A 15,831-nucleotide genomic window follows, 5' to 3' on the forward strand; every position below is an offset into this window, starting at 1 on the left:
GATAACGGTTGCCATTTGGCAACATCGACTATCGAATTGATTTTCGGATACGGCTCAATGAAAACCGCGTAATGCCCAAATAAGAGGCGATGTGGGTTTGAGAAACGCGATTTGCCAACATGGGAAATTGCTTCAGAAAGGAAAGGTATCGATCTTTGGCATTTTCAGTTACTAAGGATGTTCGGCGTTCCAAATGGATTTGAAATGCATGTTTGACGGCATTATTAACGAGTTCGCGCCAAGCGGGAATTAAGTCAAATAGAGCATCCCAATCTTTCTTATCGATGATCAATACCGTGCAATCTGTAGCTGCCTGTAAATAATCGGGAGCAACGGCTCCAGATTCGAAACGAGCGTAATCCACCACTAAACGATTTTCATCGATAAAGTAAGTCGTCACCTCATCGCCTTGATCATTATAGTTAAACATTCGTATCACACCGGAGATGATGAAACCAACTTGCTTTGGAACTTTGCCTGCTTTAGATAAGTAACCTTCTTTCTGAAGATGCAGCACCTGAAATTTGTTCGTCAATACGGAAATATCGCCCTCGGTTAGGTTGCCGAATTGCAATAAATAGGCAATTAGTTTCTCCATAAATGAATGGTGCGCAACAGGTCGATCGCTATTATTCATGATCCAAAATCATTTAAGAAATACCTTTGAATAATTGTTCCACATCTGCGCCTTTAGCATATCGATCTCTAATCCACGAACGTGGCTGAAATAGCTATAAAGTTCGATGATGGAGATGGGCGATTGATCCGTTTCTAAAAACAGACGATTTATTGGCATATTTTTTATCAACGCATCGTTTTTGCCGGATAGGATAGAAGCCCCCAAGGAAAGATAGGTGTTTGGAATAGCAAGCAGTTGATCGGCTAATTTTTCCTTTTTCTGAAATCCATGGTAAATAATCGGCTCCGAGATTTCTACTGCTTTAATACAATGAATTACTTCCTGATAAGCACGGACGCAATGCACGATTATTGGTTTCCGAAATTGTTTTGCCAATCCTAGCTGCGCCGTAAATGTGCGAATTTGTAAATCCCAGTCCGTTTCAGATACCTTATCTAATCCACATTCCCCGACGGCTAATACATTATCGTTTTGAATTAAAAGCTTTTTTAGTTCAATCAACTGTTCTTCGCCATCATCCACTATGTGCCAAGGGTGAATTCCGGCAGAACATAACCCACCATCAATCGCATCTTCTGAAAGAATTACATTCCGAATAGCAAGCACTTCATTCTGACGATTTTCTGGCAGGATATGCTTATGTGCATCGAAGTATACGTGAGATTGATTCAAGGCAAATAGCGTTCTTTTAGTTTTCTTTTGCTCCGTAGCGCTTCACAATTCTTAAGGAAGCAAATTTTTGCGTGTCGAAATGTGGCTCTTCAAGCGTCAATTCTGTCGGATAAGCTGCTGATTTATCAAAGAAATACACTTTTGTAACGCTACCGTAATCATTTGTCGGGAAAAGATCAGCGCAAGCTTCATAATCTGCGGCATGCGGATCTTGCACAGTTACAGCGTAAATGCGAACGATTGCACCTTTATTTTGTTCATTTCGAACGAATGCCACTTCTTCGAAACCGCCTGGTAAATCTTTTATGGAAGGCTGCGTGTATCCATCCCAAATAAAATAACCCAATAGAATGACCAGTGCCGCGCCAAACCAAATAATTTTCTTCGATTTAATCTTCATTATATATTCTTCTCACTAAATACTTTAATCATTTCCCGCTTCGTTTTTCGCACTTTGGCCTCTAATTGACTGCGGTATAAACTATTCGTAACGCCTTTGCCATCTTCATAGTTCGCAGCAAATTCTGGTAGCGCGATACTATCAATCACCGTCCCTCCATCATAAGGCATCCTCGCTACCGCGATGTCTAAAACGCTTTGTCCGCCTCGTGCGCCTTGGCTGGTCGATAATAAGAAAAGGTGCTTGTCTTGAAATGGTTTTCGGCCTTTGATGCGCGAAATCCAATCTACTAGATTTTTATAGGCAGCTGCATAGTTTCCATTATGTTCAGCAAACGAAATTAAAACCAAATCTGCCCAATCGATGCGCGCTGCAAACTCGGTTGCTGCATCGGGAATACCCAATTCTTTCTCCCGATCGATCGAATACAAAGGCAACTCAAAATCATTTATGGAAATCACATCCACCTGATCTTCTTTGTAATACCTCGATACGCTGGTTACCAGTTTGTGGTTAATGGAATTGTTGCTGCTGGAAGCCGCAAATGCTAAAACATTCATGCCTAAAAGTACAAGAATCTTTGCTGGCGCGCAACTCGCTTCGTCTAGTTTTTGTCAGAAGATTCTACGGTTACTTTGCCTTCCGTTCCCGGCGATCCGGAGTAAACTTGACCTTGTGGAATTCCGCCCATTCGCGGTCCGCCCATGCCAATTCTGCTCATCACGATGGCAATGTCGGTTGGTGGATTCACACGACGACCGCCTGCGCTAGCATCAATGGCTAAATAATTTTTGGACTTTTTATCTTCTTGTTGTGGAGTTAAACCTGCCGATGAATAATGGATTTTCACATTCCCGCCATCGCCATTTGGATTTGTCCGCGTGCCATTCATAGCGTCCATTCCTCGCGCCAAAATATACATGGATTCCAGCTTCGCGAAGTGAATGTCGATATCGAAGTTCGAAGCGTTATTTTTGCTTCCCATGCCAGATATCACGACATCTTTGCCAATTTCTGCGTAACCGACTTTCAATTTTACATCCTTCAAATTGTAGAACTGAAGTGATGCCCGATCTTTTAAAATCAATGTATCAATTTCCAAGGTAAGCGTGGAATCACGACCTTGATTGCGAAAAACTTCCTTTTTCTTTTTGGAAAGTTGTAAGGTACCAATGCGTTCTGTTCTCGTACTATCTTGAGCGAACGCCGAAGTTAGATGGCCAAAGAACAACGATGCAATAAGCAATGCCGTCATGTATACTATTTTGCTAGATGATTTCATAAGCTGCTGTCTTAATACGAGTTTTAGACTTTTTGCTTATGCGGAAGTTTAAACTTAATTAGTTGCTTCCTGTAAATACGTCACAATTTTTTCTGCGGTACGACCTGAAGCTCCCGGTTCACCCAACTTTTCAGCAAGCACATCGTAGTTTTCCATAACGCTGGCGCGATGAGCAGGATTGGTAATGAGTTCGCCGATTTCGTCTGCGATTCGCGTGGCATTGCAATCCTTTTGAATCAACTCATACACGGATAGATAATTGTTGATGAGATTGACCAAAGAGATAAATTGTACTTTAATAAGTTTTCGAGCGATCGCTATCGTGATTGGATTTGCTTTATAAACCACTACCTGCGGAACACGTAGAATGGCCGTTTCCAATGTGGCTGTTCCGCTGGTCACTACAGCTGCAACCGAATTTTTTAAGAGATCGTAGGTTTGATCGAATACAATCTTGATGGGAAGATCGCCAATTATATCACGATAATAGGATTCATCGAAATTCGGCGCTCCAGCAACAACAACCTGATGAGATGGAAACTTGTGATATAGTTCGGCCATTTCAGGTAAAATGCGCTCAATCTCCATTTTTCGGCTGCCGGGTAGGAGAGCAATAATATCTTCTTTCTCCGATAAATTGTTGTCCGAAATGAAGTTAGGGTTGAATTCATAAGCACTGATCGCATCCAACAAAGGATTGCCCACATAATCCACGGAATAATGGAATTCCTTGTAGAATTTTACTTCAAATGGTAAGATACAGAACATGTGATCGACCACCTGCTTAATCTTGTACACGCGTTTTTGGTTCCAAGCCCAAATTTTTGGCGAGATATAATAGCAGGTTTTGATGTTTTTCTTCTTCGCGAAGTCAGCAATCTTTAAATTGAAACCTGGAAAATCGATTAAAATAACGGTATCCGGTTGTGCACGCAAAATATCCGCTTTAACCGCTTTCAGGTTTTTAGCAATTTTCGACAAGTTCATCACGACTTCCACGAAACCCATAAACGCCATTTCCGATGTGTGAATGAGCGCTTTCTGTCCGCTGGCAGCTTCCATCTGCGATCCGCCGACAATATCGAACGTAGCTTCCGGATCACGTTCTTTGAGTGCTTTAATTAAATTCGCACCGTGTAAATCGCCCGAAGTTTCGCCTGCTATGATGTAGTATTTCATACGATGTAATGATCTTGTTATTTATTATTTCCAATCTAAAACACTGATTTGGCCATTGCTTCCTGCCAAATAAATCGTTTTTCCGGAACGGGATTTTCCTAATACATTGTAGCTGTCTTTGGAAATCGTATTCCAGTTTTTTCCGCCATCGTTCGAAATATCCGTTCCGGATGTCCCCGTTGCCACCAATTTTTGTTTGGTGATGTATTTTACCGCAGAGCGATAACCGCCAACTGGCTTTTCTGAAGCGATCCAATTTTCTCCACCATCGTTCGTCATGTACACACTATGCGAATTATCGGCATCATTCAAATAATCGCCACCCACTACAATTCCGTTCAAATTATCCCAAAAATTTAAAGAAAAAATACCTTGGCTGGCAGCTCCGCTTAAAATGGGTGTCAACATTTTGTACATCAACAGCTTCTTTTCGTTACGACGAAAAATAGCGGCGAACGTTCCTCCGCTTCCAACCCAAAGATCGTCTCCCAGTAGCTGTAATCCGCTTCCGCTCGCAGCGAAGCCGACCTCGCCAGGCTCAGCGAATAGCAATAAACTTCCGGAAACATCCGCCCAAGTTTTTCCACGATCTTTGCTTTCCAGCAATTGAAAACATCCGTCGATTGGATCGCCGATAGCAAAGCCGTGTTTTCCTTGGAAATCCATGCCGTTAAGGAAGATTTCCGGATCTTCGTTGTGATAAACTTCTTCCCAATTTTTTCCAGCATCAACGGTTTTTAGAATTAGCGCAGGTGATCCTGCGCTTACAATGACCGCTTCGTCTTTTCCGAATACGGCAATATCCCGAAAATCCGCTTCTGGAAAATTTTTCGGACCGATCCATTCCCAAGTTTTACCTCGATCTGTAGATCGACCGACGGTTCCTTTCGTTCCACTGACCCAAACGATGCGCTCACCATACGTGTCTAAACCGCGAAATCCAGCATCTGCATGCTTGGTCAACGGCCGGATAATTTGCGCTGTTGCAGAAAAGGTAAAAACGCAACATAAAAGGAATAGTTGAAAAAGGCGATTGGTGTTCGATCTCATAACGCGATGTGTTTAAAGTAGATTAACTTAATTCCTGCATGAGCTTATCAAACTCCGCCCGTAGCGTGCTTAATTCATTTTCCAAAACCGACACGCGTTCCGTGAGTGCTGCGATCGTAGAAGATGATTCTGTTACATTATTAATGGCATCAGATTCGTATTCATCTTCATTAAACTCACTTAGTAGATGAACGTATCTAACTTCTTTTTGTCCAGCCTTTTTTGAAGTCAATTTCACAAAAGGAGGATCGTTCGTTTCTAGTTTATTAAGTAGTTCGACAACCTCACTAATTGATTCGAAATCGTATAAGCGCCCCGAATTGCTGTTAATTTCTCCGGGAGTCAATGGTCCACGAAGCAACAACAAACAAATTATTGCCAATTCTTGTGGCAATAGCGGATATTGAATGGCTAAATTATGCTTGTATTTAACAACACGGCTACCGCCGCCAACCACGGTTGATATTAAACTTCGTTTTTTTAAACTATCCAGCGCATTGATCACGGTATTCTCATCGTATTGAACGACAGGTTTGCGCGACGACTTTTGGTTACACGCGGAAACCAAACTATTCAGTGTCAATGGATAGTATTCGGGCGTTGTTTTCGCTTTCTCTAAAAGCGAGCCTAAAACGCGAACTTCTTCGGCACTTAAAACAGGTAATTCTTTGCTTTCTTCCATTTCTATATCTTCTTAACCTAGCTAATTGGGTCTTTCTAATATAGTAAATATTTGTTTACAGCTATTGTTCTGTCGGAAAACGATAACCGCGTAAGAACTCATCTACGGTCATTTTCTTCTTGCCTTCGATTTGAATGTGTTTCAAATCCAGATAGCTATCCAATGCGGCAAAACGTAGAAAGGTTTTGTGATCTGTTTCCCATTGACCTGCCGAGATTGTTGGTTTTTCATCAAGTATTGATGCTTCATAAATCTTCAATACCTTCTCATTCAGCTTTGTATATGCTGCTGGATAAGGGCTTAATCCACGAATATGATTGTAAACTTGCTTACCAGACTTCGACCAATCGATTAAGCCATCTTCCTTGAAAATTTTCGGAGCGTGTTTTAATTCGTCGTTCGTCATTTCCGATTGTGGAACCGGCGTGATGGTCTTGTTTTTAATGCCTTCAAGCGTTCTCAACAATAGCTCCGCTCCAGCATGCATCAAGTTATCATGCAGAGTGCCTGCATTGTCGGTATCTGCAATGTCCACTTCTTGTTGCAAAAGCACATTCCCGGTGTCGATTTCATGCTGAAGTAGAAAAGTTGTTACTCCAGAAACGGTTTCACCATTCATAACCGCGTGGTTAATAGGTGCAGCACCTCGGTAATTGGGTAGTAATGAGGCGTGTACATTGATTGTACCCTGCGGCGGCATATTCCAAACAACTTCTGGCAACATGCGAAAAGCAACCACCACCTGCACATCTGCTGCATAGCTTTTTAAACTTTCTAAAAACTGGGGATCGCGCAGTTTTTCCGGCTGCAAAACGGGAATATTATGCGCAACCGCATATTGTTTAACGGCCGATTCGTGCAACTTTTGCCCACGGCCAGCCGGTTTGTCGGGTGTTGTTACTACCGCAACAACTTCCTCGCCGGCATTTATAAGTGTATCAAGGGTAGCTACCGCGAAATCCGGCGTCCCCATAAATATAATTCGCATTGTATAATTTATTAACTTTGCGAAGTTACAAAATATAATTTCAGCTTGAATTTCTCTTACTTTCTAGCCCGTCGTATTACGCTTTTCGGCCAACGGACTTTCTCGAAAATGATTATTCGAGTCACTATTGGTGCGTTGAGTTTGGCCATTTTGGCTATCATTATGGCCGTGGCGATTCTTAAAGGTTTCAAGCAAGAAATTACTGATAAACAGCGTGGATTTTTTGGGGATATTACGATCACAAAAAATGATGTCTCTTCTTCCTACGAGAATACGCCAATTGCGCTATCCCAATCCATGTTGGATTCTATTCGGCAAACGCCTAATGTGGTTGACGTTTATCCGTTTGCGAGTAAAGCGGGAATAATCCATGTTAACAGTGAAGTCGAAGGTGTGTTGATTAAGGGCGTGGATGCCAGTTACAAACAGGATTTCCTTTCAAGAATGATCGTGGAAGGCGATACTATCAATTTCGATGCTGAAAATGCGAATAACCAAGTGCTTATTTCCGAGCAAACAGCGAGTCGATTGCAGTTGAAAGTTGGCGATAGCTTCATTATGTATTTTGTGCAGCATCCGGTTCGTAAGCGAAAATTAGAGATAAACGGCGTTTATACCACACATTCGGAAGAACTGGATAAGATGTACATTATTGGCTCGTTGGATTTGATCCGTAGGGTTAATAATATGGCTGATGATGAAGTTGGCGGTTACGAAGTGCGCATTCAAGATTTCACGCAATTGCAAAATACGTCCTTCGCCGTCGAGGACATTTTGCCTCAACCGCTGATGGCGACTAACGTAGTGGAACAAATGCCGGACGTCTTTAATTGGTTAGAGCTTTTGGATATGAATGATAGTGTGATTTTCGTTTTGATGGTTATCGTTGCGTTGATCAATCTTGTATCCGCTTTGCTGATTAATATCTTGGAACGTTCTTCTATGATCGGACTTCTGAAAGCGCTCGGAATGCGAAATAGCAACCTGCGTAAAGTCTTTTTATACAATTCCATGTATTTGATTGGTTATGGTTTGGTCATTGGAAACGCACTGGCAATCGTGTTATATTTCTTCCAACGAACGACGCATTTTTTTAAGCTAGATCCGAGTATTTACTATGTTTCCTTCGTACCTGTGCAAATAAGCTGGTATGAAGTGCTATATCTAAATGCTGCTTTGGTCGGCATTGTTTTGCTCGTACTTGTTATTCCATCCATGTTAATTTCCCGAATTTCTCCCATTAAAACGATTCAGTTTAAATAGGTGTTTGATTTCGTGCCATTTTGGTATCATTTTGGCTGATTGCTAGTCAACCAAAACAAAAATCATTTATGGCGGACAGAATCTCGATGGGAGCTGATGGCAATCTTCAAGTTCCTACAAATCCTACAATTCCTTTCATTATTGGTGATGGCATCGGGCCGGATATTTGGAACGCGTCGGTACGCGTTTTTGATTCGGCAGTGCGGCATATTTATGGCGATCAAAAACGGATTAATTGGTTAGAAGTATTAGCCGGAGAAAAAGCATTTAATGAAACGGGGAGTTGGCTTCCGGAAGAAACATTAGAAGCTTTTCGGACACATTTGGTTGGCATCAAAGGGCCTTTGACTACGCCAACAGGTGGCGGAATTCGCTCGCTAAATGTGGCACTTCGCAAAACATTGGATTTGTATGTTTGCCTACGTCCAACGCGTTGGTATCAAGGCGTGCCGTCTCCAGTGAGCCATCCTGAATATGTAGATATGTTGATTTTCAGGGAGAATACGGAAGATATCTACGTGGGCATTGAATATGCTGCTGAAGCGGAAGAATCTTCGAAGTTACAACAGTTTCTAAACCATGATTTGGCTTTGAACTACGATTTCAGGGCAAATACAGGTCTAGGAATAAAGGTGGTTTCCGAGGAAGGTACTAAGCGACTAGTTCGCGCAGCGATTCAACATGCCATTGATCATAAAAGACCATCCGTTGCTATTGTGCATAAAGGTAATATTATGAAATTCACAGAAGGCGCTTTTAAAGCTTGGGCTTTCGAGGTGGCGGAACAGGAATTCGGTGATTATGTATATACGTGGGGGCAGTGGGAGCGAACCAAAGCTGAAAAAGGTCAAGAAGCCGCGAATGCGGAACAATCGGAAGCCGAAAAACACGGGAAAATTATTGTTAAAGATGTGATTGCGGATAATTTTCTACAGCAGATTTTACTAGCGCCCAAAGATTATGATGTGGTAGCGACGTTAAATCTGAACGGCGATTATATTTCGGACGCCTTAGCGGCTATTGTTGGTGGAATTGGTATAGCGCCAGGTGCGAATATCAATTACAAAACCGGACACGCCATCTTTGAAGCCACGCACGGCACAGCACCGCGATTTGCAAATACAGATACAATGAATCCTTCCTCGGTTATTCTCAGCGGCGTTATGCTCTTCGAATATTTGGGGTGGCATGACGTAGCAAACACAATTACGCGAGCTGTCGAAAAGACCATTCAACAAAAGACAGTAACGGTAGATTTCCACAATCAAATGAGCGATGCAACTTTAGTGAAAACAAGCGAATTTGCAGATCATATTATCGGAAATTTCGAATAGGAAAAGCGCTAATTACAGCGCTTTTTTTGCAACTTTGACGTCAGCATCAAAAACGTAGAAAAATCCATGTATAATTTTAAAAACGATTATGCCGAAGGCGCGCACCCGACGATTTTACAACGTTTGTTAGAAACCAATTTAATTCAACAAAATGGTTATGGCGAAGACGAATATTGCAAGCTGGCAAAGAGTGCGATTAAGGAAAGATTAAATAATCAGTTTGCTGAAATTTACTTTGTTTCTGGAGGCACGCAAGCTAATCTGTTAGTGATATCTTCCTTATTACGCCCGCATGAAGCAGTAATTAGTGCTTCTTCGGGACATATTTTCACGAACGAAGCGGGCGCGATTGAATCTGTCGGACATAAGGTTATATCCGTCTCTACCAATAATGGAAAAATCACTCCATCTGACATCGAGCGAACCTTACAAGCTTATCAGTTAAAGCCACATGTCGTCAAACCTCGTTTGGTTTACATTTCCAATACGACAGAGGTCGGTACATTCTACAATAAAAAGGAACTGCAGGATTTGTATGCGCAGTGTAAAGCGAACAATTTGCTATTGTTCTTAGACGGCGCGCGATTAGGCCATGCTTTAATGGCGCCAGGAAGCGATTTGTTATTGGAAGATGTAAGTCGGTTTACCGATGTATTTTATATCGGAGCCACAAAAAATGGTGGTTTGCTTGGAGAAGCGGTAATTTTCAATCACCGCGAAGTAGGCACCGACTTTCCATACATCATGAAGCAAAAAGGTGCACTTTTAGCTAAAGGACGTGTTCTTGGCGTTCAATTTTTGTGTTTATTTGAAGGAGAGCTTTACCTTAAATTAGCACAACATGCTAATCTGATGGCGGCAAAAATCGCTGAAGCCATTCAACAACAGGGCTATTCCTTTCTCGCTGATGTGGCATCCAACCAGCTGTTTCCGATATTGCCCAATGCATTGATCGTGGAACTTGAAAAGAAATACGAATTTTACGTTTGGCAAAAAATAGATGATGAAAAATCGGTCGTTCGTTTGATCACATCATGGGCTACAGACCCGAAAATTGTAGATGCTTTGGTACAAGATATTCAAGCAGGAAGCAATTCTTTTTAAATACTACGATTTCTTGTTATTTTTGCATACCGTAAAAAGGAAAGATAAGGGATATGCCAGTTAAGATACCAGATAATTTGCCTGCTATTGAGTTGCTCAAAGAAGAAAATATCTTTGTGATGAGCGATCTGCGTGCCAGCACGCAGGACATTCGACCATTGCGTGTATTGATTCTAAATCTGATGCCTTTGAAGATTTCGACCGAAACCGACTTTGTTCGTTTGCTGTCGAATAATCCTTTGCAAGTGGAGGTGGAGTTCTTGCGCTTGGATACGCATACTCCAAAAAACACATCCGAAGAGCATTTGGAATTGTTTTACAAAGGCTTTAGTGAAGTAACGGAGAATTGCTATGATGGGTTGATTGTAACTGGTGCTCCTGTTGAGTTATTGCCGTTTGAAGCAGTAAGTTATTGGACAGAAATGCAATTGATTTTCGATTGGGCTAAAACCCACGTTACCTCTACGCTGTATATCTGCTGGGCTGCGCAAGCTGCGCTTCATCATTTTTACGGAATTGAAAAATTACCATTGGATCATAAACTTTTCGGTGTTTTCAAGCATACCGCTACAGAAAATAGAAGTCCGCTTTTCCGTGGATTTGATGATGAGTTCTATATTCCACATAGTCGCCATACGACCATCTCTAGAGATGCATTGCTGATGCATGGAGATATTTCCATTCTTTCCGAATCTGATGAAGCGGGTGTTGCGATTGTCGCCTCTCGTGGAGGAAGAGAGTTCTATCTAACTGGACATTCCGAATACAATCCGCTAACGTTGCACGAAGAATACGTTCGCGATTTGGAAAAAGGTAGCGAGATTGATATGCCGAAAAATTACTACCGTGACAATAATCCGGAAAGTCAACCATTAGTGAGATGGAGTGGGCACGCGAATTTGTTATTCAACAATTGGCTGAATTATTTCGTCTATCAAGAAACGCCATACAACTTACAAGATGTGAAACATTTGGGATCGCTAAACGAACCTAACGAAGTAATCGCTGCGAAATAGCTTCCGCTTGATTAATTGTCAATCTTCGGCCTCCGACTTTCAATTTCGCTTTTTTATAAAATGTTCCAGAAAGGAACATTTCTTGAATAAGCGGATGAATGTAATATTTCTTAGCTACCGCGCGTGTATTTCCCAACTCCGCCGCTACCATATCTACAATCGCATTTAATTGTTTGGTGCTATTTTTGACTGAATACTCCTGTTGGATCAATGCCATTTCCCGAATAGCCATTATTGTCGCTCCCCATATCCTGAAACTTTTTACCGACAAATTTTTCGTTTGATCCGTTCCCTTCAGATAGCTATTAACATCTCTACCACGAAGTTTTCTAACTATTTTTGATTCATCATCCATATACTGGAAGAGATTTTTGCCGGGAATCTTAGCGATAGACTGCAGGTGCTGCATCAAACGTTTTTCAGTAACCAAATGATTTTGAGCAACGCCTTTTTTGCCAACATATTTTATTTGGATGGCTTCCGTAGATATGCTTAAGTGGTTCTTACGTAAGGTAGTCAGACCGTACGACTTATTTTCCTTCGTGTAACGCGCGTTGCCTACACGCATCAAAGTACGTTTGATTACAGCCAGCGCAAGAGCCGAAGTTTTAGCTTTAGACCAATCAGGCAATTTTAAATCTTGCTGTATGCGTCGCTGTAGGGCCGGAAGATACGGGCCTAATTGCAGCACCTTTTTAAACTTTTGATCATTTTGGCTTTGCGACCAATCCGGATGATAAATGTATTGCTTTCGGTTGCGCGCGTCGAATCCGAAACATTGAATGTGTCCTTTCGGATCAGGACAAATCCAAACGCGTGACCATGCTGGTGGAATAACTAAGCTTTGTATGCGTTTCAATGTTCGCTCATTCGTAATCACTTGTCCGCGTAAATTCTTGTAACGGAAGCCTTTGCCAACTTTCAAACGCTTGTAGCCCTTCGTGCTACAATCTATATACTTACAAATTTCTTGTATTGCCTCTTCTCTATTCATATTTACCACTTTTTCCGATGGTAGATCAACATATGAGCGATACAATTTGTTTACATGGAACGGATGAGATTATGTGAATAAATGGATATCGTAAAAAAGTTTAAAAACATACTATTTGACACAAACAATTACCGCTTCCGCCCGTTTAATAAATTATCAATGAAATTGGATACTATATTTATATACCTTTTTTCATGCCAATAGAATCATTTTTAGTAATATAGCGATGAATTACGATTTAATACAAGGCGCTATTCAGTTGGTGTCTGAATTTGAAGAAGCGCGTTGCGAACAACCAGCTTATTCGCTCGATGTGGAAGGGTTTAAGCAATGGATCGCTGACGATTTGCAAGCAAAAACTTTACCTGATCCGGATTGGCCCGGGATGGATGATGGTCGTTCTGCAGAAAGTGCAATTAGTACTTTACTAGTCCACATGAATCGGTATGCGAAGAGCTATTCTAAATCTGCTATTCATGATTCATCCTTTTCGACACAAGAGGATTTTATCTATCTTATAAACTTGAAAGCTTTTGGCGCAATGAGTAAGATGGATTTAATTAAAAAAAATATCCATGAAAAGCCCGTAGGTATGCAAATTATCAATCGATTGATCAGTAATGGTTGGATTATCCAACGTAATTCGCTTCGTGATAAAAGAAGTAAGGAAATTTCCATTACGGAAGATGGGCTTCAAGTATTAGCGAATCAAATGGATAATATTCGGAAAGCGACACAGATCGTTTCTGGCAATCTGACTAATATCGAGAAGATGGAATTGATTCGATTGTTGCAAAAGTTAGAATCCTTTCATCATCCGATATATACGCAAAACATGAGCAGTGCGGAACTGTTGAGCAATGCCTACGGACAGATCAATAAGTCAATTAGCGAAGCATGAAAAAGAAAATTGCGATCATAGGTTCTGGTTTTTCTGGTTTATCAGCAGCAGCTTATGCCGCTGCTGCAGGAAACGAAGTGCATGTTTTCGAAAAACACCGTGTACCTGGTGGTCGAGCGAGGCAATTTACAACGGACAATGGCTATAAATTTGACATGGGGCCAAGTTGGTATTGGATGCCGGATATTATTAATGGTTTCTTTCAGGATTTTGGAAAGGATGTTCATGATTATTTGAATTTAATTCCGCTGAATCCGCAGTTCGAAATGATTTTTTCCGACGAGAAAGTCGCCGTTCCCGAAAATTACGAGGAAATGCGTGCACTTTTTGAGCATATGGAAGTTGGTGCGGGTGCTCGTTTGGATGATTTCATGAAAGCTGCGAAATATAAATACGAAGTTGGCATGCGCGATTTTGTTCGCAAACCTTGCCATAGCTGGTCTGAGTTTATCTCACCGAAGATTGCAAGCAGTGCCTTTCGCTTAGATTTATTATCTGGTTTTCGTAAGTATGTAAAAAAGTACTTCAAAAATCCTAAGCTAATTTCTTTAATGGAGTTCCCCGTAATATTCCTTGGTGCTTCGCCGAAGAAAATACCTGCGCTATACAGCTTAATGAATTTCGGAGGTTATGCGCTTGGGACTTGGTATCCAAAAGGTGGATTTTTTGAATTGGTAAAAGCGATGCATTCGGTAGCAGAGGAGCAGGGAGCAGTTTTTCATTTTGATCAAAATGTTGAAAAGATTACGTGCACGGATGAAACGGTAGAATCTTTGCTCATCAATGGACAGAAACATCAATTTGATGCCGTCATCGCATCTTCCGATTATCATCATACGGAGACATTGTTGCCAGAACATTTACGCAACTATCCGGAAAGCTATTGGAAAGCGAGAACCTTCGCGCCATCCTGTCTGATTTACTATTTGGGTTTTAAAGAACGTATCCCAAATTTAAAACATCATACGTTATTTTTCGAAAATGATCTAGACGAGCACATTGATTCCATTTATTTGGATAAAAAGTGGCCAGAGAAACCATTGTTTTATGCCTGCTGTCCCTCTAAAACAGAAGATGGTGTAGCGCCCGAAGGACACGAAAACATCTTTTTGCTAATGCCGTTGGCATTGGGAATAGACGACAAAGAAGAAACGCGGGAAGTTTACTTTAAGCAAATGATGGCGCGGCTGGAGAAGCACACCGGGTCAACTGGCTTGATCGATAAACTTGATTATAAGCGTAGTTATTGCGTAGCAGATTTTATCAGCGATTACAACGCCTACGGTGGCAACGCGTATGGATTAGCCAATACGCTATCGCAAACCGCAGTTTGGAAACCATCAATTCGAAACAAAAAAATAAAAAATTTATATTATACCGGACAATTGACCGTGCCAGGCCCCGGAGTTCCTCCAGCAATTATTTCTGGCAAGATCGTAGCTTCTGAAGTAAATAACCTCGTAACACATCCAACTTATGAAAAAGCTGTTTGATGAATTAAGTTTTCAGGTCAGTAAAGCGACTACCGAAAAATACAGTACCAGTTTTTCGCTGGGAATATTAGCGCTGGACAGCAGCATTCGTCCTGCTATTTATGCTATTTACGGATATGTTAGGCTTGCCGATGAAATCGTAGATAGTTTCCATTCCTACGATAAACAACGATTGTTAGCACGATTTAAAGAGCAAACCTACCAATCGCTGGAGGAGAAAATCTCGCTAAATCCGATTCTTCAATCCTTTCAGGAGACTGTTCATCGTTATGATATTGATGTAGCATTGATTGAGCAATTTTTACACAGTATGGAAATGGATTTGAATCCTACGGAATACAATACTGAAAAATACAAGGAATACATCTTAGGATCGGCTGAAGTAGTTGGTTTGATGTGTTTGCAAGTGTTTGTTAACGGCGACAAAGCTATGTATCGATTATTAAAGCCATACGCCATGAAATTAGGGTCGGCATTCCAAAAAATAAACTTTTTGCGCGATTTGAAGGATGATTACGAAGTTTTGGGTAGAACGTATTTTCCGAACGTGGACATGGCGGTATTCGACAACAATATCAAATCGACTATCGAATCCGATATTCATGCTGAATTTCAAGAAGCCTTAATCGGGATTAAAAAGTTACCGGTTTCAGCACGGTTTGGTGTTTATCTAGCATACAAATACTATCTGTCGTTATTCAAAAAAATACGCCGAACGCCAGCACAACGTATTATGAGTGAACGTATACGCATCCCGAATGGACAAAAGGTTTCTTTGATGATGCAGAGCTATGTAGCATATAAAATGGCCATTCTGTAAAATTAATCTTCCA

At 41.2% G+C, this 15,831-nt stretch carries 17 protein-coding genes; 7 read left to right on the forward strand and 10 right to left on the reverse strand.

Going from position 1 to position 15,831, the window contains the following annotated elements; genetic code table 11:
* Window positions 1-28: 28 nt before the first annotated feature.
* The 9 genes from ACFSQ3_RS09240 to fmt form a co-directional block, all read right to left on the reverse strand.
* Entirely contained in the window at window positions 29-637 is a 609-nt protein-coding gene (locus ACFSQ3_RS09240) for a Crp/Fnr family transcriptional regulator (RefSeq protein WP_380869256.1), read from the reverse strand.
* A 9-nt stretch (window positions 638-646) separates the two neighbouring features.
* Window positions 647-1,312: a TatD family hydrolase gene (locus ACFSQ3_RS09245; RefSeq protein WP_380869257.1), complete on the reverse strand. Its 666-nt coding sequence runs from the start codon at window positions 1,310-1,312 to the stop codon at window positions 647-649.
* Window positions 1,313-1,328: 16 nt separating this feature from the next.
* Window positions 1,329-1,712, reverse strand: a complete 384-nt coding sequence (locus ACFSQ3_RS09250; RefSeq protein WP_380869258.1) for a hypothetical protein — start codon at window positions 1,710-1,712, stop codon at window positions 1,329-1,331.
* The gene (locus ACFSQ3_RS09255) at window positions 1,712-2,272 is read right to left on the reverse strand and encodes an NADPH-dependent FMN reductase (protein WP_380869259.1); all 561 of its coding nucleotides are present in this window, start codon (window positions 2,270-2,272) and stop codon (window positions 1,712-1,714) included. The genes ACFSQ3_RS09250 and ACFSQ3_RS09255 overlap by 1 nt, the downstream gene beginning before the upstream one ends.
* A 44-nt stretch (window positions 2,273-2,316) precedes the next feature.
* The gene (locus ACFSQ3_RS09260; RefSeq protein WP_380869260.1) at window positions 2,317-2,994 is read right to left on the reverse strand and encodes a hypothetical protein; all 678 of its coding nucleotides are present in this window, start codon (window positions 2,992-2,994) and stop codon (window positions 2,317-2,319) included.
* A gap of 54 nt (window positions 2,995-3,048) precedes the next feature.
* The gene (gene lpxB / locus ACFSQ3_RS09265) at window positions 3,049-4,173 is read right to left on the reverse strand and encodes a lipid-A-disaccharide synthase (RefSeq protein ID WP_380869261.1); all 1,125 of its coding nucleotides are present in this window, start codon (window positions 4,171-4,173) and stop codon (window positions 3,049-3,051) included.
* A gap of 24 nt (window positions 4,174-4,197) precedes the next feature.
* Entirely contained in the window at window positions 4,198-5,223 is a 1,026-nt protein-coding gene (locus ACFSQ3_RS09270; protein WP_380869262.1) for a WD40/YVTN/BNR-like repeat-containing protein, read from the reverse strand.
* Window positions 5,224-5,245: 22 nt separating this feature from the next.
* Complete coding sequence (locus ACFSQ3_RS09275; RefSeq protein ID WP_380869263.1) at window positions 5,246-5,905, reverse strand: YceH family protein; 660 nt, start codon at window positions 5,903-5,905, stop codon at window positions 5,246-5,248.
* 61 nt (window positions 5,906-5,966) lie between these two features.
* Window positions 5,967-6,893, reverse strand: a complete 927-nt coding sequence (gene fmt, locus ACFSQ3_RS09280; protein ID WP_380869264.1) for a methionyl-tRNA formyltransferase — start codon at window positions 6,891-6,893, stop codon at window positions 5,967-5,969.
* A 108-nt stretch (window positions 6,894-7,001) separates the two neighbouring features.
* Here fmt and ACFSQ3_RS09285 point away from each other — a divergent pair, with 108 nt between their 5' ends.
* The 4 genes from ACFSQ3_RS09285 (at window position 7,002) to metA (ending at window position 11,610) form a co-directional block, all read left to right on the forward strand.
* Window positions 7,002-8,156, forward strand: a complete 1,155-nt coding sequence (locus ACFSQ3_RS09285; RefSeq protein ID WP_380869265.1) for an ABC transporter permease — start codon at window positions 7,002-7,004, stop codon at window positions 8,154-8,156.
* 68 nt (window positions 8,157-8,224) lie between these two features.
* On the forward strand, window positions 8,225-9,490 hold the full coding sequence (gene icd, locus ACFSQ3_RS09290) for an NADP-dependent isocitrate dehydrogenase (protein WP_380869266.1): 1,266 nt from the start codon (window positions 8,225-8,227) through the stop codon (window positions 9,488-9,490).
* A gap of 66 nt (window positions 9,491-9,556) precedes the next feature.
* Window positions 9,557-10,594, forward strand: coding sequence for a threonine aldolase family protein (locus tag ACFSQ3_RS09295; RefSeq protein WP_380869267.1), 1,038 nt, complete (start codon window positions 9,557-9,559; stop codon window positions 10,592-10,594).
* A gap of 53 nt (window positions 10,595-10,647) precedes the next feature.
* Window positions 10,648-11,610, forward strand: coding sequence for a homoserine O-acetyltransferase MetA (gene metA, locus ACFSQ3_RS09300; RefSeq protein WP_380869268.1), 963 nt, complete (start codon window positions 10,648-10,650; stop codon window positions 11,608-11,610).
* Here the strand turns inward: metA and ACFSQ3_RS09305 are convergent.
* Window positions 11,585-12,604 (reverse strand): DNA topoisomerase IB, encoded by a 1,020-nt coding sequence (locus ACFSQ3_RS09305; protein WP_380869269.1) that lies wholly within the window; start codon window positions 12,602-12,604, stop codon window positions 11,585-11,587. The two genes, metA and ACFSQ3_RS09305, sit on opposite strands and share 26 nt — an antisense overlap.
* 226 nt (window positions 12,605-12,830) lie before the next feature.
* Here ACFSQ3_RS09305 and ACFSQ3_RS09310 point away from each other — a divergent pair, with 226 nt between their 5' ends.
* The 3 genes from ACFSQ3_RS09310 to ACFSQ3_RS09320 are packed head-to-tail and all read left to right on the forward strand — an operon-like array spanning window position 12,831 to window position 15,818.
* A complete protein-coding gene (locus ACFSQ3_RS09310; RefSeq protein ID WP_380869270.1) occupies window positions 12,831-13,505 on the forward strand; it encodes a MarR family winged helix-turn-helix transcriptional regulator in 675 nt (224 codons plus the stop codon).
* Complete coding sequence (locus ACFSQ3_RS09315) at window positions 13,502-14,998, forward strand: phytoene desaturase family protein (RefSeq protein ID WP_380869271.1); 1,497 nt, start codon at window positions 13,502-13,504, stop codon at window positions 14,996-14,998. The genes ACFSQ3_RS09310 and ACFSQ3_RS09315 overlap by 4 nt, the downstream gene beginning before the upstream one ends.
* Window positions 14,982-15,818: a phytoene/squalene synthase family protein gene (locus tag ACFSQ3_RS09320; protein ID WP_380869272.1), complete on the forward strand. Its 837-nt coding sequence runs from the start codon at window positions 14,982-14,984 to the stop codon at window positions 15,816-15,818. The genes ACFSQ3_RS09315 and ACFSQ3_RS09320 overlap by 17 nt, the downstream gene beginning before the upstream one ends.
* Window positions 15,819-15,831: the final 13 nt, after the last annotated feature.

The organism is Sphingobacterium corticis (genome assembly GCF_042684745.1).
Taxonomy (GTDB): Bacteria; Bacteroidota; Bacteroidia; order Sphingobacteriales; family Sphingobacteriaceae; genus Sphingobacterium; species Sphingobacterium corticis.